At 66.4% G+C, this 20,160-nt stretch carries 16 protein-coding genes and 9 tRNA genes; 7 read left to right on the plus strand and 18 right to left on the minus strand.

Features of this window, described 5'->3' with window-relative positions; translation table 11 throughout:
• Positions 1 to 76 precede the first annotated feature (76 nt).
• Both EA796_RS09815 and EA796_RS09820 read right to left on the minus strand, forming a co-directional pair.
• Positions 77 to 526 (minus strand): Hsp20 family protein, encoded by a 450-nt coding sequence (locus tag EA796_RS09815; protein WP_122108478.1) that lies wholly within the window; start codon positions 524 to 526, stop codon positions 77 to 79.
• A gap of 202 nt (positions 527 to 728) precedes the next feature.
• Entirely contained in the window at positions 729 to 1,685 is a 957-nt protein-coding gene (locus tag EA796_RS09820; RefSeq protein ID WP_122108479.1) for a tRNA-dihydrouridine synthase, read from the minus strand.
• Positions 1,686 to 1,778: 93 nt separating this feature from the next.
• Here EA796_RS09820 and EA796_RS09825 point away from each other — a divergent pair, with 93 nt between their 5' ends.
• A complete protein-coding gene (locus EA796_RS09825) occupies positions 1,779 to 2,174 on the plus strand; it encodes a hypothetical protein (protein ID WP_122108480.1) in 396 nt (131 codons plus the stop codon).
• Positions 2,175 to 2,181: 7 nt separating this feature from the next.
• Here the strand turns inward: EA796_RS09825 and EA796_RS09830 are convergent, their stop codons facing one another.
• Positions 2,182 to 2,631, minus strand: a complete 450-nt coding sequence (locus tag EA796_RS09830; protein WP_021445404.1) for a thioesterase family protein — start codon at positions 2,629 to 2,631, stop codon at positions 2,182 to 2,184.
• 203 nt (positions 2,632 to 2,834) lie between these two features.
• Here EA796_RS09830 and EA796_RS09835 point away from each other — a divergent pair, with 203 nt between their 5' ends.
• The gene (locus EA796_RS09835) at positions 2,835 to 4,751 is read left to right on the plus strand and encodes a diguanylate cyclase (protein ID WP_122108481.1); all 1,917 of its coding nucleotides are present in this window, start codon (positions 2,835 to 2,837) and stop codon (positions 4,749 to 4,751) included.
• Here the strand turns inward: EA796_RS09835 and EA796_RS09840 are convergent.
• The 12 genes from EA796_RS09840 to EA796_RS09895 form a co-directional block, all read right to left on the minus strand.
• A complete protein-coding gene (locus EA796_RS09840; protein ID WP_122108482.1) occupies positions 4,721 to 5,560 on the minus strand; it encodes a S9 family peptidase in 840 nt (279 codons plus the stop codon). The two genes, EA796_RS09835 and EA796_RS09840, sit on opposite strands and share 31 nt — an antisense overlap.
• A gap of 11 nt (positions 5,561 to 5,571) precedes the next feature.
• Positions 5,572 to 6,111, minus strand: coding sequence for a TetR/AcrR family transcriptional regulator (locus EA796_RS09845; protein WP_122108483.1), 540 nt, complete (start codon positions 6,109 to 6,111; stop codon positions 5,572 to 5,574).
• A 260-nt stretch (positions 6,112 to 6,371) separates the two neighbouring features.
• Positions 6,372 to 6,447: transfer RNA gene (locus tag EA796_RS09850), tRNA-Glu, on the minus strand.
• A 48-nt stretch (positions 6,448 to 6,495) separates the two neighbouring features.
• Positions 6,496 to 6,571 (minus strand) — tRNA-Ala (locus tag EA796_RS09855).
• A gap of 47 nt (positions 6,572 to 6,618) precedes the next feature.
• Positions 6,619 to 6,694: transfer RNA gene (locus EA796_RS09860), tRNA-Glu, on the minus strand.
• A gap of 48 nt (positions 6,695 to 6,742) precedes the next feature.
• Positions 6,743 to 6,818, minus strand: a tRNA-Ala gene (locus EA796_RS09865).
• Between the two features lie 47 nt (positions 6,819 to 6,865).
• Positions 6,866 to 6,941, minus strand: a tRNA-Glu gene (locus tag EA796_RS09870).
• A gap of 48 nt (positions 6,942 to 6,989) precedes the next feature.
• Positions 6,990 to 7,065: transfer RNA gene (locus EA796_RS09875), tRNA-Ala, on the minus strand.
• A gap of 49 nt (positions 7,066 to 7,114) precedes the next feature.
• Positions 7,115 to 7,190 (minus strand) — tRNA-Glu (locus EA796_RS09880).
• A 60-nt stretch (positions 7,191 to 7,250) separates the two neighbouring features.
• Positions 7,251 to 7,326: transfer RNA gene (locus tag EA796_RS09885), tRNA-Ala, on the minus strand.
• 177 nt (positions 7,327 to 7,503) lie between these two features.
• A complete protein-coding gene (gltX, locus tag EA796_RS09890; protein WP_122108484.1) occupies positions 7,504 to 8,985 on the minus strand; it encodes a glutamate--tRNA ligase in 1,482 nt (493 codons plus the stop codon).
• 33 nt (positions 8,986 to 9,018) lie between these two features.
• Positions 9,019 to 9,939: a LysR family transcriptional regulator gene (locus tag EA796_RS09895; RefSeq protein ID WP_122108485.1), complete on the minus strand. Its 921-nt coding sequence runs from the start codon at positions 9,937 to 9,939 to the stop codon at positions 9,019 to 9,021.
• 104 nt (positions 9,940 to 10,043) lie between these two features.
• Between EA796_RS09895 and EA796_RS09900 the strand changes: the two genes are divergently transcribed.
• From EA796_RS09900 to EA796_RS09910, 3 genes are read left to right on the plus strand one after another with little or no spacing between them, the layout of a single operon-like run.
• Entirely contained in the window at positions 10,044 to 11,093 is a 1,050-nt protein-coding gene (locus EA796_RS09900) for an HlyD family secretion protein (RefSeq protein WP_122108486.1), read from the plus strand.
• A 49-nt stretch (positions 11,094 to 11,142) separates the two neighbouring features.
• Positions 11,143 to 12,633, plus strand: coding sequence for an MDR family MFS transporter (locus EA796_RS09905; protein WP_178082553.1), 1,491 nt, complete (start codon positions 11,143 to 11,145; stop codon positions 12,631 to 12,633).
• A 43-nt stretch (positions 12,634 to 12,676) separates the two neighbouring features.
• Complete coding sequence (locus tag EA796_RS09910) at positions 12,677 to 13,567, plus strand: EamA family transporter (protein ID WP_122108488.1); 891 nt, start codon at positions 12,677 to 12,679, stop codon at positions 13,565 to 13,567.
• 70 nt (positions 13,568 to 13,637) lie between these two features.
• Here EA796_RS09910 and uvrB read toward each other — a convergent pair whose 3' ends face one another.
• Positions 13,638 to 15,653, minus strand: a complete 2,016-nt coding sequence (gene uvrB, locus EA796_RS09915; protein WP_122108489.1) for an excinuclease ABC subunit UvrB — start codon at positions 15,651 to 15,653, stop codon at positions 13,638 to 13,640.
• A 236-nt stretch (positions 15,654 to 15,889) separates the two neighbouring features.
• On the opposite strand from uvrB, the gene EA796_RS09920 reads away from it, so the two are divergent.
• A complete protein-coding gene (locus EA796_RS09920; RefSeq protein ID WP_021445112.1) occupies positions 15,890 to 17,086 on the plus strand; it encodes an amino acid aminotransferase in 1,197 nt (398 codons plus the stop codon).
• Between the two features lie 259 nt (positions 17,087 to 17,345).
• A tRNA-Asn gene (locus tag EA796_RS09925) sits at positions 17,346 to 17,421 on the plus strand.
• A 299-nt stretch (positions 17,422 to 17,720) separates the two neighbouring features.
• Here the strand turns inward: EA796_RS09925 and EA796_RS09930 are convergent.
• Complete coding sequence (locus tag EA796_RS09930) at positions 17,721 to 18,044, minus strand: helix-hairpin-helix domain-containing protein (RefSeq protein ID WP_122108490.1); 324 nt, start codon at positions 18,042 to 18,044, stop codon at positions 17,721 to 17,723.
• An 86-nt stretch (positions 18,045 to 18,130) separates the two neighbouring features.
• A complete protein-coding gene (locus EA796_RS09935; RefSeq protein ID WP_122108491.1) occupies positions 18,131 to 20,131 on the minus strand; it encodes a nucleoside-diphosphate sugar epimerase/dehydratase in 2,001 nt (666 codons plus the stop codon).
• Between the last annotated feature and the right edge of the window lie 29 nt (positions 20,132 to 20,160).

Here is a 20,160-nt window from a genome sequence, read left to right on the forward strand (position 1 = left end):
CGCTCGCGACCGACATGGCGCAGAAACGAAGAAGGCGCCCGGGTGGGCGCCTTCTTCAGCGGGGCTCGGCCGCGGTTCAGCTTACCAGCGCCGGACGCTGATTGCCGATGGGGATGCGCTTGGCCTTGGCCTCTTCCGGCACGATGCGCTCCAGCTCGATGTTGAGCAGGCCGTTGACCAGGTTGGCGCCCTTGACCTCGATATGGTCGGCCAGGCGGAAGGACAGCTTGAACGCGCGCTGGGCGATTCCCTGATACAGGTAACTGACGTTCTCCGCGCCGCGCTCGCGCTTGCCGCCACTGACGGTCAATACGCCGCGCTCGACCTGCAGCTCGAGATCCTCGTCCTGGAAACCGGCGGCCGCGACCACGATACGGTAGTGGTCCTCGCCATGCTTCTCGACGTTGTAGGGCGGATAGGAGCTGCCGCCGTCGTTGCTGCGCAGGGCGGACTCGAACAGATCGTTGAACCGGTCGAAACCGATGGACTGGCGGAACAGGGGGGCCAGGGACAGTACGTTGCTCATGACAATTCTCCTGAATGATTCAGCAAGGGATCACAGTGCGGAACCCGACTTCGGCATCCCGCAAGCCCTTAACTGAGGTCGCCCGGAGAATTTTCAAGCGCCTGAAAAATTCGTTTACAGATCGAGGGCGCCACGCCGCTCTCTTGGGGTGCGCCATGCGCAGCGAGCTTCGCGCACTGCTCGCCAGCCTGGCGCGGTGCCCCTAGGCCGGCTCCGTCGCCGCGCCGAGCAACCGATCGATGCGCGCGCAATCCTGCTCGCGGCGTACCTCGGCGAACAGCGCCACCGCCTCCGGATAGCTGCGCGTGAGCATGGCCAGCCACTGCTTCAGGCGCCCAGGCGCATAGCGCGGCGCCAGCTTGCGCCGGGCCTGCTGCCAGAAGTCCAGCAGCAGCGGCTGCAGCTCGTCCCAGCTCATCTCCTGCGGCTGCTCGCCCGCCCTCACCGCGGCGATCTGCCGGGCCAGGCCGGGGCGCGACACCAGCCCGCGCCCCAACATGATGTCGTCCACCCCGCTGATCTCGCGGCAGCGCCGCCAGTCGTCCAGCGTCCACACCTCGCCGTTGGCGAATACCGGCACCGCCACCGCCTCCTGCACCCGCGCCACCCACTCCCAGTGCGCCGGCGGCTTGTAGCCTTCGACCTTGGTCCGCGCGTGCACCACGATCTGGCTGGCGCCGCCCTCGGCCAGGGCGCGCGCGCAGTCCAGGGCGCCCTCCTTGTCGGTGAAGCCCAGGCGCATCTTCGCCGTCACCGGGATGGCCGCCGGCACCGTGCGCCGTACCTCGCGGACAATGGCGTGGAGCAGCTCCGGCTCCTTGAGCAATACCGCGCCGCCGCGCGACTTGTTCACCGTCTTGGCCGGGCAGCCGAAATTCAGGTCGATCACCGGTGCGCCGAGGGTACAGGCGAAGGCCGCGTTGTCGGCCAGGCACTGCGGGTCGGAACCGAGAAACTGCACGCGCATCGGCGTGCCGGCGCGGGTGCGGGCGCCGGCGAACAGCTCGGGGGCGAGCTTGCGGTAGGTGGCAGCCGGCAGCAGGCGCTCGCTGACGCGAATGAACTCGGTGACGCACCAGTCGATGCCGCCGATACGGGTCAGCACGTCGCGCAGGATATCGTCGACCAGCCCCTCCATGGGTGCCAGGGCGATTTGCATGGGAGTGTCCGGAGAAAACGGGCGCACAGTTTAAGGCGCCGCGCGCGCGGCGCAAGATGGTCCACACTGCAAGAAACGCAAAGGAGATCCAGCATGCTGCGTCACTCGCTACTGGCCTTGTGCCTGGTCGGCAGCCTCGCCCAGGCTGCCGACGCCCTGCCGCGGGGCGTGCAGGTGGTACCGCCGAACCCGGCGCCAGACGGCCCGGGGCGGCTGATCTTCAGCCGCGACAACAACGCGCCGAATGCCTGCGACGTGGAGCTCTACGTCAATCGGCAGGTGGTGGCGAAACTGGGCCCGGGCGAGCGCACCAGCCTCGACCTGCCCAGCGGCGAGCTGAGCCTCGCCGTGGCCATTTCCCCGGCCGGCTACTGCGCCGGACACGGGCCGGGGCCGGCGCAGTCGGTGCTGCTCGGCTCGGGCGAGACCCGCCAGTTCGCCGTGATAGTCGAGCCGGGCCAGGCGTTCCTCGCCCCGCTGCTCAACTAGCGCGGTGCTACAGCTCCAGCGGATAGCGCTCCAGCAGCGCCTGGCCGTAGCCCTCGACGAACTCCGCCGGCATGCGTTTGGGCCGCCCACTGGACAGCTCGATGCAGACGAAGGTGGTCTTGGCCCGCAGCAGGGTCACGCCGTCCTCGGGGCGCAGCAGCTGGAAACGCCGATCCATCTTCAGGCGCTGGTCGGACTCGACGATCCAGGTGGCCATCTGCAGCTGCTGGCCTTCGTAGGCGCTGGCCAGGTAGTCGATCTCGTGGCGCAGCACCGCCATGGCGCGATCCAGCCGGCGATACTCGGCCAGATCCAGGCCAAGAAACTGCGAATGACGCCAGGCGCAGCGCTCCAGCCAGCTGACGTAGACCGCATTGTTGGCATGGCCGAGGCCGTCGATGTCCTCGGCCGCCACCTGCAGGTCGATGACGAAGGGGGTGGGCAGGTCCCAGCTCATGCTCGTACCTCCGCGCCGCCGATCGGGCCGCAGGGGCCGCCGGCAGCGGCCAGACACGGCATCTCGTCCATCCACAGTTTCATCGTTGCTCTCCCGAATCCTGTCGCGCTGGGCAGCGGCATCGCCACCCGCCGTCACGCCATCCAAGCCCCGGATGATACGCCGCCTGCCCGCTCGCTGCAGCGCCGAGCTTTCATAGCGTCATGCCAGCACGCCATAATGCGTCAACCTCGCCCGCGAGCCCGAGAATCGAGCAATTGACTGCCGTCCTGCGCCTGCTGATGCTGCTCCTGCTACCCGCCCTGGGCTGGGCGGACAGCCTGCCGCTGCCGAGCGGCCAGGCCCGCGTGCTGCCCGGCCCGTACATGCAGGTCTGGCAAGACCCGCAGGGCCTGGCCGACTTCACCCAGGTGCGCGCCCTGCCCGACTCGGTGTGGCAGGTGGTCGGCCGCCGCGACGCCAGCTTCGGCTACGGCGGCAGCGCCTACTGGCTGCGTCTGGATCTGCACAACCCGCATGCGCGCTCGCTCGGCTGGATACTGCTGGTGGGCAACCCGCTGCTGGACCAACTGGACGCCTACGGCCTGGATGAAGACCGGGTGTACCGTGCCGGCGACCAGCGCCCCTTCGCCTGGCGCTGGATCGAACACCGCCAGCTGGCCCTGCCGCTGGACCTGGCGCCCGGCGAAACGCGCCGGCTGTGGCTGCGCATGCAGACCGACGGCTCGGCCAACCTCAGCGCCAGCCTGATGACCCGCGAAGCCTTCGACCACCTGGAGCAACGCAGCCTGCTGCTGCAGGGACTGTTCTTCGGCGCCCTGGCGGCGATGCTGATCTACAACCTGTCGATCTTCTGCATCACCCGCGACCGCAGCTACCTCTGGTACAGCCTGTTCGTCGCCAGCTTCAGCCTCTACCAGTTCATCCAGCTCGGCTTCGCCCTGCAGTGGCTATGGCCCGAGGCCCTGGCCTGGCACCAGCTGAGCTTCCCGCTCAGCTCGGCGCTGGCCACCCTGTTCGGCATCTTCTTCACCTACAGCGTGCTCGAGCTGAACAACGGCTCGCCGCTGTACCGCTGGGTGGTCGCCGCGCTGCTGGCCTGCTGCCTGGCGGTGATCGGCCTGGCTCTGGTCGGCCCCTACCAGGTCGCGCTGATCGGCAGCTTCGCCCTGGTGGCGGCCTGCGCCCTGATCGCCTTCGTCATCACCCTGCTGCGCTGGCGCGCCGGCTACGCCGCCGCCCGCCTGTTCGCCCTGGGCTGGTGCGTGCTGATCGCCGCCAGCCTGGCCAGCATCCTCACCGGCACCGGCCTGTTGCCCTACTCGCTGCTGACCCTGCACGCCCAGCAGATCGGCGGCCTGATCGAGATGACGGTGTTCTCCGTGGCTCTGGCCGCGCGCATCCGCCAGGCGCAGAACGCCGAACGCCAGGCCCAGGCCCGGCTGATCGCCCAGGAGCGCCAGCTGCGCCACGAACAGGCCACTCGCCTGCAGCTGCAGACGCAGATCAGCGACGGCCTGGAGCAGCGCGTGCAGGAGCGCACCGCGGCGCTGCAGGAAACCCTGCAACAGCTGTCCAACGCCAACCTGCGCCTGGCCGAGCTGAATCGCCGCGACGGCCTGACCGGGCTGTTCAACCGCCAGACCCTGAGCGAGGAACTGGAACGCGCCTGCGCCCGCGCCGAACGCAGCCGGCAGCCGCTGGCCATCCTCATGCTCGACTTGGATCACTTCAAGCAGGTCAACGACCGCCATGGCCACCTCGCCGGCGACGCCTGCCTGCGCCATGCGGCCCAGCGCATTCAGCAGCGCCTGCGCAACAGCGACCTGCTGGCGCGCTTCGGCGGCGAGGAGTTCGTCGCCCTGCTCGACAACACCGACCTGGCCGGCGCCCTCGACCTGGCCGAGCAACTGCGCGACGACCTGGCCCGCCAGCCCTGCCCGTACCAGGACCAGTCCATCGCCCTGAGCCTGAGCATCGGTCTGCACGCCGGCATCCCCGACGACGCCGGCTGCGGCGAACGCTGGCTGGACCTGGCCGACCGTGCGCTGTACCGGGCCAAGGCCGGCGGGCGCAACCGCGTGGTCGGCTACGAGGCCAGCGCCCTAGACGGCGCCTGACGCACCTCGCTCAGCAGCGTGAGCACCGCCTGCAGCAGCCGCGGATCGCCAAGCAGTCGCTGATGACCACCCGCCGGCAGGCGCAATAGCTGACTGTCGAACCAGGCCCGGTGGATCAGCTCGGCCTCGCTCACCGGCACCAGCGGATCGTCCTCGGCATGCACGATCAGCCCCGGCAGCTCCAGTTGATAGCGCTGCACATCGAGATGCGCCGCCGGCATGCCGGCCTTCTCCTCCACCAGACGGATAAAGCGCGAGCGCGCCACCGCCGGCAGCCCCATGTGCCGGGCGAAACCGCGCAGCACGGTGAGAATCCGGCTCGGCGCGGCGATGCTGACCAGCGCGGCGCTGCGTAGGCCCATCTGCGTCGCCAGCAGGGCGCTGGCACCGCCCATGGAATGACCGATCACCGCGTGCAGCGGCGGCAGTTCGCTGGCCGCCTCCAACAGCGCGCGGGCGAACAGCACCACGTTGGCCTCCTGCCCCGGCGAATGGCCGTGGGCCGGGCCATCCAGCGCCACCACGGCATAGCCGGCGTCGACCAGACCGCGGATCAGCACGGCGAACTGGGTCGGCCGCCCTTCCCAGCCGTGCATCAGCAGCACCGCCGGCCCGCTACCCCAGCGCAACGCCGACAGGCCGAAACGCAGGGTGATGCGCTCGGCGCTGGCCAGCAGCGGCAACTCCCAGTCGCGCGGCGGCAGGTTGCGCGGGGTCATGAAGCGTTCGCGCAGGCGGCTCGCCAGCAATTGCGGAGCCACCCATCCCAGCGTCGCATTGACGCCACGTACCCAGGTCATCTGTTTCATCTGGCTTCTCCTCAGTTCACCGCCGCTTTGGCGGCCCGCAACACCCGGTCGGACAACTCGCCCGGGCCCAATGCCCGCGCCACGGCCAGACCGCCAACCATCAGCGCCAGATCGGCCAACGCTGCGTCGGCCTCCTCCGGCGTCTCGCTCATCAAGGCCGTCATCAGCTCGACATGCTCGGCCAGCGCCTGCCGAAAGCCCTCGGGCAAGCGCTCGATCTCGCCCAGCGAACTGGGCAAGGGGCAACGCTCGTCCTGCGCATCGCGGTGCTTGCGCGACAAGTAGAAGGCCGCCAACAGCACGCGCCGCTCGCGCCCGCCGAGGCTGGCGTCGATCTCGGCGAGACGCGCCCGGCGCCGCCCGAGCAACTGACGGAAAGCCTCCAGCATCAGCGCCTCCTTGCTGGCGAAATGGGCATAGAAACCACCCACCGTCAGCCCCGCCGCGGCCATCACTTCGGCCACCGCCGGATCGCCCGGGCCGCGCTCGGCCAGCACGCGCCCGGCGGCGGCGAGAATGCGTTCACGGGCTCTGCTCTTGCGCTCGCTCATGACGGCCTCCTTGATATGATGGACACAATATTACGACCATCATATTCAAGCGCAAGCCTGGGGACATGCCATTGGTCGGCAAAACGCGCGAAAAACAGTCGGGAGCGGGAAAAGCCTGGGAGTTCCAGCACCGCAAGCACGGCCCGCAGGGCTGCCCAGAGGAGTGGCGGCCCGCAGGGCGGCCGCCAGGGAGGGCGAATACAAAAAAGGGCTGCCTCCGGAGAAGCAACCCTCGAAACCCGCAAATGCGGAAAGGAAAATGGCGTCCCCTAGGGGACTCGAACCCCTGTTACCGCCGTGAAAGGGCGGTGTCCTAGGCCACTAGACGAAGGGGACGGAACCTTCGAACGACAAGGCCAGCACTAGGCTGGCCTTGCGTGTGATTGGTGGAGCTAAACGGGATCGAACCGTTGACCTCTTGCATGCCATGCAAGCGCTCTCCCAGCTGAGCTATAGCCCCGAAACCTTGCGGTCGGCTCGCAACGCTTGCGCGCTGCGACTGGAAAATGGCGTCCCCTAGGGGACTCGAACCCCTGTTACCGCCGTGAAAGGGCGGTGTCCTAGGCCACTAGACGAAGGGGACGTAACCTTCGAACGACAAGGCCAGCACTAGGCTGGCCTTGCGTGTGATTGGTGGAGCTAAACGGGATCGAACCGTTGACCTCTTGCATGCCATGCAAGCGCTCTCCCAGCTGAGCTATAGCCCCGAAACCTTGCGGTCGGCTCGCAACGCTTGCGCGCTGCGACTGGAAAATGGCGTCCCCTAGGGGACTCGAACCCCTGTTACCGCCGTGAAAGGGCGGTGTCCTAGGCCACTAGACGAAGGGGACGTAACCTTCGAACGACAAGGCCAGCACCTGGCTGGCCTTGTCGGTGTTTGGTGGAGCTAAACGGGATCGAACCGTTGACCTCTTGCATGCCATGCAAGCGCTCTCCCAGCTGAGCTATAGCCCCGAAACCTTGCGGTCTGGCTGCAACGCCTGAGCGTTGCGGCTGGAATAAGTGGCGTCCCCTAGGGGACTCGAACCCCTGTTACCGCCGTGAAAGGGCGGTGTCCTAGGCCACTAGACGAAGGGGACGCAAGACCCTGATCGTGAATCGGTCTAAACCGATTCTGGCACTCCCGAAGGAGTCGAGATTGGTGGAGCTAAACGGGATCGAACCGTTGACCTCTTGCATGCCATGCAAGCGCTCTCCCAGCTGAGCTATAGCCCCATCTCGAGGACGGGGCGCATGTTAAGAGCGCCCCGATTGGCTGTCAACAACATTTTTCCTGCCGGCCAAAAGTTTTTGCCACTAGAACAACTACTTAGGGTCGCGCGACGTCCCGTAGGGTACGCCGTGCGCACCGCCACAACCGAGAGTGCCGCGGTGCGCGCGGCACATCCCTGGTCAGGCGATGCTGGCCAGCAGCTTCTCCCACTCCTTGGCTTCCTTCTTCGAAGTACCGCCAAGCAGCTCCAGCGCCTGGCGTAGACGGAAGCGGGTCAGGTCCGGACCGAGGATTTCCATGGCATCGAGCACCGACACCGAGCTGGCCTGGCCGGTGATGGCGGCGAACATCAGTGGCATGGCGTCGCGCAGCTTCAGCTCCAGGTGCTCGACCACCGCCTGGATGCAGCCGGTGATGCGCTCCTTCTCCCACTGACGCAGGGCTTCGAGCTTCCACAGGATCAGCTGCATCAGCTGGCGCACCTGGTCAGGCGAGAGCTTCTTGTGCTCGAACAACTTGGCGTCCAGGTTCAGGCCGCCGGAGAAGAAGAAGCCGGCCAGCGGTGCGATCTGGCTGAAGGTTTCCACCCTGCCCTGCACGTGCGGCGCGATCTGCATCAGGTACTCGGGGTTGAGCGCCCACTTCTGCACTTCGGCGGCGAAGGTCTCCACCGGCAGCTCGCGCAGCCACTGGCCGTTGAGCCAGGAGAGTTTTTCCAGGTCGAAGATCGGCCCGCCCAGCGACACGCGGTTGATGTCGAAGTGCTCGATCATCTCGTTCAGGGAGAACTTCTCGCGCTCGTCCGGCATCGACCAGCCCATGCGCCCCAGGTAGTTGAGCATGGCCTGCGGCAGATAGCCCATGCGCTCGTAGAAGGTGATGCTGGTGGGGTTCTTGCGCTTGGACAGCTTGCTCTTGTCGGGATTTCTGAGCAGCGGCATATAGCACAGCGCCGGCTGTTCCCAACCGAAGTACTCGTAGAGCTTGATCAGCTTGGGCGCCGACGGCAGCCATTCCTCACCACGCAACACGTGGGTGATGCCCATCAGGTGGTCGTCGACCACGTTGGCCAGGAAGTAGGTGGGCAGGCCATCGGCCTTCATCAGCACCTGCATGTCCATGCGATCCCAGGGAATCTCGACGTCGCCACGCAGCATGTCCGGCACCACGCAGACGCCTTCGCTCGGCACCTTCATCCGCACCACGTGCGACTCGCCTGCGGCGATGCGGCGCTGCGCCTCGGCCGGATCGAGGTGCATGCAGTGACCGTCGTAACGCGGGGTTTCCTTGTTGGCCATCTGCTGCGCGCGCACCTCGTCGAGGCGCTCGGCGCTGCAGAAGCAAGGGAAAGCATGGCCTTTGCCGACCAACTCGTCCGAATACTGCTTGTAGATCGCGCCGCGCTCGCTCTGCCGGTACGGGCCGTGCGGGCCGCCGACGTCCGGGCCCTCGTCCCACTCGATGCCCAGCCAGCGCAGGGCGTCGAAGATCTGCTGTTCGGACTCGCGGGTCGAGCGCAGCTGGTCGGTGTCCTCGATGCGCAGGATGAACTGACCGCCGTGCTGACGGGCGAAGCACAGGTTGAACAGCGCGATATAGGCGGTGCCGACGTGGGGATCGCCGGTCGGCGATGGCGCGATACGGGTACGAACGGTGGTCATGAAGGCTCTCGGACAGTCGAAGCGTGGGTTCAATCAAGCCGGCGATGTTAACAGGCCGGGGGCGCCGGGCTCCAGCAGGCCGCCGCCGCTGAGCGGCAGGCTGGCCATGAGGAAATCGAGGAAGGCCTTGACCTTCATCGCCTGGAACCGCCGCGAAGGATAGACCGCGTAGACCTCGCCCAGCGGCAGGCGCGCCTGGCTCAGCAGCTCGACCAGGCGACCGGCGCGCACGGCCTCGTCGCTGATCATCAGCGGCAGGCCGGCGATGCCGGCGCCGGCCAGCGCCGCCTCGCGGGCGAAGGTGATGTTGTTGCAGGTCAGCACCCGTTGGCAGGGCACGCTCTCGCCGAGCAGCGGCCAGTAACGCGGCGCGTCGTGCTGCAGGAGGATGGCGCGATGGCCCTCCAGCTCGGCGACGCTGCGCGGCGTGCCGTGGGCGGCCAGGTAGGCCGGGCTGGCGCACAGGCGCCGGCCGCTCTCGAACAGCTTGCGCGCGATCAGCGTGGAGTCCTGCGGCTGGCCGACCTGGATGGCGATGTCCACGCCCTCCTCCAGCGGATCGACCAGGCGCGAGCTGAGCTCCACCTCGGCGCTGATCTGCGGGTACTGGCGCATGAACTCGCCGAGCACGCGGCCGAGAAACAGTTGGCCGAACTCGATCGGCGCGCTGATCCGCAGCAGCCCCGAGGGCTCGCGCTGCAGCTGCATCACCGCCTGCTCGGCCTCGGCGAAGTCGAGCATGATCTGCCGGCAACGCTCGTAGTAGGCCTGGCCCACCTCGGTCAGGCGCAGCTTGCGCGTGGTGCGGTTGAGCAGGCGCACGCCGAGGCGCTCCTCGAGCAGGGCGATGCGCCGGCTCACCGTGGATTTCTGCATGCCCAGGCTGCTGGCCGCCTGGGTGAAGCTGTGGCACTCCACCACGCGGGTGAAGATCAGCGCGTCGTCCAGCCCCATGATTGTTCCCCAAAAGCAACAAAGTTTGCCAAGTCTACCGGCTACTAGCGAAAAGAGAACATCGTTAAATTTGCTTACACTTTTCACCCAAGCCGAGCCCTCGCATGCCCGCTCCCCTGCAACGCCGCCTCCTGCTCTTCACCACCCTGCTCGGCCTGCTGGCCGCCGCCCTGTTCGGCCACTGGCTGCTGATCGGCCGTCACCTGCAGAGCACCGACAATGCCTACGTGCAGGGCGAGATCACCCGGGTATCGAGCCAGCTGAACGCGCGCATCGAGCGGGTGCTGGTGCGCGACAACCAGCACGTCGAGGCCGGCGCGTTGCTGGCAGTGCTGGAGGACAGCGATTTCCGCCTGGCCCGCCAGCGCGCCCGCGCCGCCCTGGCCAACTACCAAGCGCAACTCGACCAGGCGCGCAGCAAACTGGCGCAGCAGAGCAGCCTGATCGCCGCCAGCCAGGCTGAAGTGGCCGCCAGCCAGGCCACCCTGGAACGCGCCCAGCTCGATCTCGGCCGTGCCCAGGCCCTGCGCAAGCCCGGCTACGTCTCCGAGGAGCGGGTCACCACCCTGGCCGCCGACCAGCGCGTGGCGCGCTCGCAGCGGGCCAAGGCCGCTGCCGACCTGCAGGCGCAGCGCCAGCAGACCGCGGCGCTGGAGGCCGAGGTGAAACGCCTCGACGCGCTGATCCTCGCCGCCGGCGTCGACCTGGAGCAGGCCGAGCTGGATCTCGCCCGCACCCGGATCCACGCGCCCATCGGCGGCTTCGTCGGCCAGCGTGCGGCGCGCGAAGGCCAGGTGGTACAGAGCGGCAGCTACCTGCTGTCGCTGGTGCCGGATCGCGACATCTGGGTGCAGGCCAACTTCAAGGAAACCCAGATCGGCCGCATGCGCCCCGGCCAGCGCGCCGAGCTGGTGTTCGACAGCTACCCCGACACCCCCATCGAGGGCCGCATCGACAGCCTGTTCGCCGCCTCCGGCGCGCAGTTCAGCCTGCTGCCGCCGGACAATGCCACCGGCAACTTCACCAAGGTGGTGCAGCGCATCCCGGTCAAGCTGACCTTCGCCGCCGACCACCCGCTGCAGGGGCTGATCCGCCCCGGCATGTCGGTCGAGGTGCTTGTCGACATCCGCGACGACGCCCAGCATGGCGGCTGATGCCCTGTTGCGCCCGACGGCGGAGCCCAGCCGGCGCGACTGGATCGCGGTGATGAGCGCCATGCTCGGCGCCTTCATGGCGGTGCTGGATATCCAGATCACCAACGCCTCGCTCAAGGACATCCAGGGCGCGCTGGCTGCCACCCTCGAGGAAGGCTCGTGGATCTCCACCTCCTACCTGGTCGCCGAGATCATCATGATTCCGCTGACCGCCTGGCTGGTGCAGCTGCTCTCTGCGCGGCGTCTGGCGCTGTGGGTGTCGCTGGGCTTTCTCGCCTCCTCGCTGCTGTGCTCGATGGCCTGGAACCTGGAGAGCATGATCGTCTTCCGCGCCCTGCAGGGCTTTACCGGCGGCGCGCTGATCCCGCTGGCCTTCACCCTGACCCTGATCAAGCTGCCGGAGCACCACCGCGCCAAGGGCATGGCGCTGTTCGCCATCACCGCCACCTTCGCCCCGTCCATCGGCCCCACACTGGGCGGCTGGCTGACCGAGAACTGGGGCTGGCAGTACATCTTCTATATCAACGTGCCGCCGGGCCTGCTGATGATCGCCGGGCTGCTCTACGGCCTGGAGAAGAAGGCGCCGCACTGGCCGCTGCTGCGCACCACCGACTACGCCGGGATCCTCACCCTCGGCCTGGGCCTGGGCTGCCTGCAGGTGTTTCTCGAGGAAGGCCACCGCAAGGACTGGCTGGAGTCGAGCCTGATCCAGGGCCTGGGCAGCATCGCCCTGATCAGCCTGGCGCTGTTCGTCATCCTGCAGTTGTCGAAACCCAACCCGCTGATCAACCTCGGCGTGCTGCGCGAGCGCAACTTCGCCCTGGCCAGCATCGCCAGCCTCGGCCTGGGCGTGGGCCTGTACGGTTCGATCTACGTGCTGCCGCTGTACCTGGCGCAGATCCAGGGCTACAACGCGCTGCAGATCGGCGAGGTGATCATGTGGATGGGCCTGCCGCAGCTGCTGCTGATTCCGCTGGTGCCCAAGCTGATGACATTCATCTCGCCGAAATGGCTGTGCGCCCTGGGCTTCGCCCTGTTCGGTGCGGCCAGTTTCGCCTCGGGCGTGCTCGAGCCGAACTTCGCCGGCGAACAGTTCCAGCACATCCAGCTCATCCGCGCGCTCGGCCAGCCGCTGGTGATGGTGACCCTGTCGCTGATCGCCACCGCCTACGTGCTGCCACAGGACGCCGGCTCGGCCTCGAGCCTGTTCAACATCCTGCGCAACCTCGGCGGCGCCATCGGCATCGCCCTGCTCGCGACCCTACTGGATGCCCGCGCCAAGGTCTATTTCGACTACCTGCGCGAAGCCCTGGTGCCGACCAATACGCAGCTGGACGAACGCCTGCAACTGCTGACCCAGACGCTCGGCAGCGAGCAGGCGGCGCTGGCCAAGCTCAGCGAAATCGCCCACCAGCAGGCGGCGATCATGGCCTACAATGACGCCTTTCATTTCATCGGCATCGCCCTGGGCCTGAGCATGTTCGCCATGCTGCTGACCCGCCGCCTGCCGGCCGGCGCCACAGGTGGCGCCGCCCACTGACCATACGCGCCCACTGCGGCGCGTTTTTTCGTTGCGGTATTGCATGCTCAAAACCTCCCGCGCCCTGCTGCTGATCGGTGCCTTCGCCACCATCTACATCGGCTGGGGCACCACCTACCTGGCCAACCATTTCCTCCTGCGCGAGCTGCCGCCCTTCGTCATCGGCTGCCTGCGCTTCGCCCTGGCCGGCGGCCTGGCGCTACTGTGGGTGGCACTGAGCGGGCAACTGCGCCTGCAGCGCAGCGACTGGGGCGGCGTGCTGATCGGCGGCCTGTCGCTGATCGCGGTCGGCCAGGGCGCGCTGATCTACGCCAACCAGTACCTGCCCACCGGCATGCTGGCGATGCTCTACACCACCCTGCCGCTGTGGAGCGTGGCGCTGGAATGGCTGCTCGGCGAACGCCCGCCGCTCTGGGTGCTGGCCGGCCTGGCGCTGGCCTGCGGCGGCATCGTGCTGCTGATGAACAACGCCCTGGGCAGCGCGGCCAGCGTCGAACAATGGCTGGCTGGTGCCCTGGTGGTGGCGGCGACGCTGTTCTGGGCCTGCGGCGTGTGGCTGCTGCGCGGCCGCCCGGCGTTTCGCTCCAGCTGGCTGGGGCTGAGCCTGCAGATGCTGATCGGCGCCCTGCTGCTCGGCCTGTTCGGCCTTTGGCACGGCGACTGGCAAGACCTGCAGCTGGCCGCCACCTCCAGCCAGGCCTGGCTGTGGCTGGCCTACCTGGTGCTGCCGGTGAGCCTGGGCGTGTACCCGGCCTACTTCTGGCTGCTGCGCGAGGTGCGCCCGAGCCTGGTGGCCACCTTCGCCTTCGTCAACCCGGTGGTGGCGCTGCTGCTGGGTTACCTGCTGCTGGGCGAACAGCTTAGCCTGCTGGCGCTGCTGGCCTGCGCGATCACCCTGGGCGGGGTGATGCTGATCATCTTCGGCCGGCGCTAACGGCTCACGTAGCCCGGATGCAATCCGGGGAAATCTCCCGCCTTAACATCCACCCCGGATTGCATCCGGGCTACACCTGCAATAGACGCTCGCGCAGCTTGTGGATCTCGTCGCGCAGCTGCGCCGCGGCCTCGAATTCCAGGTCGCGGGCCAGCTGGTACATCTTCTCCTCCAGCTGGCGGATGCGCTTGGCGATCTCGCTCGGCGAACGCAGTTCGCTCTCGTAACGAGCGCTCTCCTCCGCCGCCTTGGCCATGCCCTTGCGCTTGTTGCTGCGCGCGCCGGGCACGGTGGCGCCTTCGAGAATGTCCTGGACGTCCTTCTTCACCCCCTTGGGCACGATGCCATGGGCGGCGTTGAAGGCGATCTGCTTGTCGCGGCGCCGCTCGGTCTCACCGATGGCACGCTCCATCGAGCCGGTGATGCGATCGGCATAGAGGATCGCCTTGCCGTTGAGGTTGCGCGCGGCGCGGCCGATGGTCTGGATCAGCGAGCGCTCGCTGCGCAGGAAGCCTTCCTTGTCCGCATCGAGAATCGCCACCAGCGCCACCTCGGGCATGTCCAGGCCCTCGCGCAGCAGGTTGATGCCGACCAGCACATCGAAGGCGCCGAGACGCAGGTCGCGGATGATCTCCACCCGCTCCACGGTATCGATGTCCGAGTGCAGGTAGCGCACCTTGACGTCGTGATCGCCCAGGTAGTCGGTGAGGTCCTCGGCCATGCGCTTGGTCAGGGTGGTGACCAGCACCCGCTCCTCGACCGCCACGCGCAGGCGGATCTCCGACAGCAGGTCGTCGACCTGGGTGCGCGCCGGGCGCACCTCCACCTCGGGGTCGACCAGACCGGTGGGGCGCACCACCTGCTCGACCACGCGCCCGGCATGCTCGGCCTCGTAGGGCCCGGGCGTGGCCGAGACGAAGATGGTCTGCGGGCTGGCCGCCTCCCACTCCTCGAAGCGCATCGGCCGGTTGTCCAGCGCCGACGGCAGGCGGAAGCCGTACTCCACCAGGGTTTCCTTGCGCGAACGGTCGCCCTTGTACATGGCACCGACCTGCGGCACCGAGACGTGGGACTCGTCGATCACCAGCAGCGCCTCGTCCGGCAGGTAGTCGTACAGGGTCGGCGGCGGCTCGCCGGGACCGCGCCCGGAGAGGTAGCGCGAGTAGTTCTCGATGCCGTTGCAGTAGCCCAGCTCGAGGATCATCTCCAGGTCGAAGCGGGTGCGCTGCTCCAGGCGCTGCGCCTCCACCAGCTTGCCCGCACCGCGCAGGTAGTCGAGGCGCTGCTTGAGCTCGACCTTGATGTTCTCCACCGCGCCGAGCAGCGTCTCGCGCGGGGTGACGTAGTGGCTCTTGGGGTAGAAGGTGAAGCGCGGCAGCTTCTTGATCACCTCGCCGGTCAGCGGGTCGAAGGCGCTGATGCTTTCCACCTCGTCGTCGAACAGCTCGACACGGATCGCCTCCAGCTCGGATTCGGCGGGGAACACGTCGATCACGTCGCCACGCACGCGGAAACTGGCGCGGGCGAAGTCCAGGTCGTTGCGCGTGTACTGCAGCTCGGCCAGGCGGCGCAGCAGGTCGCGCTGATCCATTTTGTCGCCGCGGTCGAGGTGCAGCACCATCTTCAGGTACTCCTCGGGGCTGCCCAGGCCGTAGATCGAGGAGACGGTGCAGACCACTATCACGTCCGGCCGCTCGATCAGCGCCTTGGTCGCCGACAGGCGCATCTGCTCGATATGGTCGTTGATCGAGGCATCCTTCTCGATGAAGGTGTCGGACGACGGCACATAGGCTTCCGGCTGGTAGTAGTCGTAGTAGGAGACGAAATACTCCACCGCGTTGTGCGGGAAGAACGCCTTGAACTCGCCGTACAGCTGCGCGGCCAGGGTCTTGTTCGGCGCCAGCACCAGGGTCGGGCGCTGCACCTGGGCGATCACGTTGGCGATGGAAAAGGTCTTGCCCGAACCGGTCACGCCGAGCAGGGTCTGGTGCGACAGGCCCGCCTCCAGGCCTTCGACCATCTGCCGGATCGCCTCCGGCTGATCGCCGGCCGGCTTGAAACGGGTTACCAGTTGAAATTCCGTCATGACTGACCTCGACAAACGGCTGTGACGCGCCCTGACAGACTACGTCAAAGCTGCTAACTGCGGGCGATGGACAAACCCGCTCGAATTACCTGGCGAAAGCCCATAATTCAGGCGTTTGCGCTGTCGCCCCCCAGACTCAGGGTCGCTATACTAGCGCCCCGTTTACGCGACCCCCTAGCGCGAGTTTTCGGGGTCGCCTGGCCTCCCACCCTCACCTTCGAGCTGCCGCATCCATCATGAGTCTCTTCTCCGCCGTCGAAATGGCTCCGCGCGATCCCATCCTGGGCCTCAACGAAGCGTTCAACGCTGACACCCGCACCACCAAGGTCAACCTCGGCGTGGGCGTCTACTACAACGAGGAGGGGCGAATTCCGCTGCTTCGCGCCGTAGCCGAGGCCGAGAAGGCGCGCATCGAGGCCCACGCACCGCGCGGCTACCTGCCGATCGAAGGCATCGCCGCCTACGACCAGGCGGTGCAGAAACTGCTGTTCGGCGCCAATTCCGCCCTGCTCGAAGGCGGCCGCGTGATCACCACCCAGGCCCTCGGCGGCACCGGCGCGCTGAAGATCGGCGCCGACTTCCTCAAGCGCCTGCTGCCCGACTCGGTCGTGGCCATCAGCGACCCGAGCTGGGAAAACCACCGCGCGCTGTTCGAATCCGCCGGTTTCCCGGTGCAGAACTACCGCTACTACGACGCCTTCAGCAACGGCGTCAACCGCGGCGGCCTGCTCGAAGACCTGCGCAACCTGCCGGCACGCTCCATCGTCGTGCTGCACGCCTGCTGCCACAACCCGACCGGCGTCGACCTGCAGCTGGACGACTGGAAGGCCGTGCTGGAAGTGCTGCGCGAGCGCGAGCATGTGCCCTTCCTCGACATCGCCTACCAGGGCTTTGGCGACGGCATCGAACAGGACGCCGAAGCGGTACGCCTGTTCGCCGAATCCGGCATGGAGTTCTTCGTTTCCAGCTCCTTCTCCAAGTCCTTCTCGCTGTACGGCGAGCGCGTCGGCGCGCTGTCCATCGTCACCAGCAGCCAGGAAGAAGCCGGGCGCGTGCTGTCGCAGCTCAAGCGCGTGATCCGCACCAACTACTCCAACCCGCCGACCCACGGCGCCACCGTGGTCGCCAGCGTGCTCAACAGCCCCGAGCTGCGCGCCATGTGGGAAGCCGAGCTGGGCGAAATGCGCGAGCGCATCCGCGGCATGCGCCTGGCCATGGTCGAGCAACTGGCCGCCCTGGGCGCCAAGCGCGACTTCGGCTTCGTCGCCGAGCAACGCGGCATGTTCTCCTACTCCGGCCTCACCGTGGAGCAGGTCGAGCGGCTGAAGAACGAGTTCGGCATCTATGCCGTCGGCACCGGCCGCATCTGCGTCGCCGCGCTGAACAAAGGCAACCTGGACAGCGTCACGCGCGCGATTCATGCCGTGCTGTAAGCCTCTGCGATAAACAAAAACGCCGGCTCGAAGCCGGCGTTTTTTATGCGCCGCACAACAACGCAACTGTAGGAGCGGCTTTCGACTTTGGCGTCCTGCGTCGCTCTACCTCCTGCATCCATGCAGTCGTAGCCGCGATCTGTCGCGACTAAAGCCCCTTCCCACGACACCAACGCTGAACGCCCCGAATCCTGGCCACCTAGACGTCGCTGCAAAGTGTTGACTTCTCTTTTTTAATCAGTAACATACGCGCCGTTGTTCCGCGATAGCTCAGTCGGTAGAGCAAATGACTGTTAATCATTGGGTCCCTGGTTCGAGTCCAGGTCGCGGAGCCAAATTTAAAGCCTCGGTTCATACCGGGGCTTTTTCGTTTCCGGCGGACTCTCACCAGGGACTGCGTCCCAGGTTATTCGCTTCGCTCACCCCTTCGGGGCCGCGCTAAAGCGCGTTCGGCTGGCGCCGTCGAGTCCAGGTCGCGGAGCCAAATTCAAAAACCCAGCCTAGCCGCTGGGTTTTTTATTGCCTGCGGACTCTCACCAGCACTCGATAACCAACGCCTGGCGCCGACAGAATACGCCGCCTAAAAGCAAAAAGGCCGGTCAAGGACCGGCCCAAATGGCAACGCCGCCAGGCGTCAGTTCACACTCAACTTGTCGCGATTCTTCTCCAGCGTCGCCTGGCCAATCCCCTTGACCTCCAGCAACTCGTCGACCGACGCGAAATCACCGTGCTCCTCACGGTACGCCACGATCGCCTTGGCCTTGGTCTCGCCGATACCCGCCAGCTCGCGCTGCAGGGTATCCGCATCGGCGGTGTTCAGGTTGACCACGACCACCTGCGCCACCTGCACGGCAGCCGGCTTGGCGCTTTCGGATTTCGGCGTTTCGGCGGCCACGGCAGCCAGGGAGAGAGAAGCGAGAACAGCGAACAGCAGGGAAGAAAGACGGGCTTTCAGCATGATTATCGTCCTTGTCATTAGTTCATCTGAATGGGACTTCCTCAGTCCACGGACTAAAAACTAGACGCTGATACCCGTCTGTCAAATCAGGAGTCGGAACGCCGCTGCTGGTGAATCCAATCGACGATCTCCCCCTCGGGCCGGTAACCACTCACCGTTTCGCGCAGCAACTGTCGCACGCGGTCGTAGTCATCGCGCTCCACGGCGCCAAGCAACTCCTGCAACACCCGCTTGTAGACATCCCACGGCAACATTTCCTCGTTGGCCCGCATGATCATAGGATGCTCGGTTTCGCTGACGTTGTCGCCGATCAACAGCTCTTCGTAGAGCTTCTCGCCAGGCCGTAGGCCGGTGAACTCGATGGCGATATCGCCATGCGGGCTGCGCTCCGAACGCACACTCAGGCCGCTCAGATGAATCATCTTCTCGGCCAGATCGAGAATCTTCACCGGCTGCCCCATATCCAGCACGAACACATCGCCACCCTGCCCCATGGCCCCCGCCTGGATCACCAACTGAGCCGCCTCCGGGATGGTCATGAAGTAGCGGGTAATGTTGGGATGGGTCACGGTCACCGGCCCGCCGCGGCGGATCTGCTCGTGGAAGCGCGGGATCACCGAACCTGACGAGCCCAGCACATTGCCGAAACGCACCATGTTGAAACGCGTCTTGTTGACCCGGTGCACCCCGTCCTCGCCGAACAGCACGGGAGCCGATTCGCGGCTGAGCGCCTGCAGGATCATCTCCGCCAGACGCTTGCTGCTGCCCATCACGTTGGTCGGCCGCACCGCCTTGTCCGTGGAAATCAGCACGAAATGCTCGACACCGGCCTGAATCGCCGCCTGGGCGGCGTACAGGGAGCCCATCACATTGTTCAGCACCCCCTCGGCGATGTTGTGCTCGACCATCGGCACATGCTTGTAGGCCGCCGCGTGGTAGACCGTCGCCACGCGCCAGGTTCGCATCACATCTAGCAAACGCCCGGGATTGCGCACCGAGCCCAGAATGGGCACCAGTTGCAGGGACAGGTATTCACGCTGAATACGCTGTTCCAGTTCGGTGTGAATGCTGTAGAGGTTGTATTCCGAGTGCTCGAACAGCACCAGCACCCTGGGGCCGCTGGCGACGATCTGCCGGCACAGCTCGGAACCAATCGAGCCACCGGCCCCGGTCACCATCACCACCTGATCGCGGATGCAGTGTTCCAGCAACGCCTGATTCGGCGGCACCGGATCGCGTCCGAGCAAGTCGGCGATATCGACCTCCTGCAAGTCGTCGACCTTCACCCGTCCGCTGGCCAGGTCCATGAACCCGGGCACCGTGCGGACATGCAGCGGAAAGCCCTCCAGGCACTCGAGGATTTCACGGCGTCGAGCCCGCGACAGCGAGGGCACCGCCAGCAGGATTTCCTGCGCCCCGGTCTCTTCGATCATCTGCTGGATGTGTTTGGGTTTGTAGACCTGCAGGCCGGCGATGATTCGCGTAGCAATATTGTCGTCGTCATCGACGAACGCCACCGGCTGCATGGAGCGCCCCATGCGCAGGGCGGCAACCAGCTGATTGCCGGCCGCACCGGCGCCGTAGACCGCCACCTTGGGCAAAGACCCCGCACGACTGGCATTCACGAACGGCATCTGCCGCGCCGCCACATACCAGTCGCCCATGAAGTACTGACGCATCAGTAAGCGCAACCCGCCGATCATGAACAGGCTCAGCCACCAGTAGTTGAACACCAGCGAACGAGGCACCAGCGCTGGCGGCTCGCGATACCAGTAGACGGCCAGCGCCAGCGTCAGGGCGGAGAGCGTGACCGCCTTGAAGATCGCCAGCAGCGCATCATTGCCGAAATAGCGCATCACCGCGCGGTACATACCCAGGCGGATAAAACAGGGAATGGCGATCAACGGCGCCGCGGCGAACAGCCAGAGGTGGTCGCCCCAGGGCTCGATACGCTTGTCGAAACCCAGGCGCACCACGAATGCCAGCCACAGCGCCAGCCAGACCAGGCCGATATCCACCGTAACCTGCAGCAGGCGCTTATAGCGCCGTGGCAACTTGACCAGCCTCTTGCGCAGCTTATCCGTCATCCGTTCCTCTTGATCGTCCAGTGGCGGGC

The sequence above is a fragment of the Pseudomonas sp. AOB-7 genome, assembly GCF_003696305.1.
Taxonomy (GTDB): domain Bacteria; phylum Pseudomonadota; class Gammaproteobacteria; order Pseudomonadales; family Pseudomonadaceae; genus Aquipseudomonas.

Bases quoted from the DNA above. Each gene is read 5' to 3' on its own strand.
- EA796_RS09920 (WP_021445112.1), top strand. From the start codon at position 15,890: ATGAGTCTCTTCTCCGCCGTCGAAATGGCTCCGCGCGATCCCATCCTG.
- EA796_RS09840 (WP_122108482.1), bottom strand. From the start codon at position 5,560: ATGAAACAGATGACCTGGGTACGTGGCGTCAATGCGACGCTGGGATGG.
- EA796_RS09820 (WP_122108479.1), bottom strand. From the start codon at position 1,685: ATGCAAATCGCCCTGGCACCCATGGAGGGGCTGGTCGACGATATCCTG.
- EA796_RS09935 (WP_122108491.1), bottom strand. From the start codon at position 20,131: ATGACGGATAAGCTGCGCAAGAGGCTGGTCAAGTTGCCACGGCGCTAT.
- EA796_RS09825 (WP_122108480.1), top strand. From the start codon at position 1,779: ATGCTGCGTCACTCGCTACTGGCCTTGTGCCTGGTCGGCAGCCTCGCC.
- gltX (WP_122108484.1), bottom strand. From the start codon at position 8,985: ATGACCACCGTTCGTACCCGTATCGCGCCATCGCCGACCGGCGATCCC.
- EA796_RS09815 (WP_122108478.1), bottom strand. From the start codon at position 526: ATGAGCAACGTACTGTCCCTGGCCCCCCTGTTCCGCCAGTCCATCGGT.
- EA796_RS09895 (WP_122108485.1), bottom strand. From the start codon at position 9,939: ATGGGGCTGGACGACGCGCTGATCTTCACCCGCGTGGTGGAGTGCCAC.
- EA796_RS09845 (WP_122108483.1), bottom strand. From the start codon at position 6,111: ATGAGCGAGCGCAAGAGCAGAGCCCGTGAACGCATTCTCGCCGCCGCC.
- EA796_RS09900 (WP_122108486.1), top strand. From the start codon at position 10,044: ATGCCCGCTCCCCTGCAACGCCGCCTCCTGCTCTTCACCACCCTGCTC.
- EA796_RS09835 (WP_122108481.1), top strand. From the start codon at position 2,835: ATGCCAGCACGCCATAATGCGTCAACCTCGCCCGCGAGCCCGAGAATC.
- EA796_RS09910 (WP_122108488.1), top strand. From the start codon at position 12,677: ATGCTCAAAACCTCCCGCGCCCTGCTGCTGATCGGTGCCTTCGCCACC.
- EA796_RS09830 (WP_021445404.1), bottom strand. From the start codon at position 2,631: ATGAGCTGGGACCTGCCCACCCCCTTCGTCATCGACCTGCAGGTGGCG.
- uvrB (WP_122108489.1), bottom strand. From the start codon at position 15,653: ATGACGGAATTTCAACTGGTAACCCGTTTCAAGCCGGCCGGCGATCAG.
- EA796_RS09930 (WP_122108490.1), bottom strand. From the start codon at position 18,044: ATGCTGAAAGCCCGTCTTTCTTCCCTGCTGTTCGCTGTTCTCGCTTCT.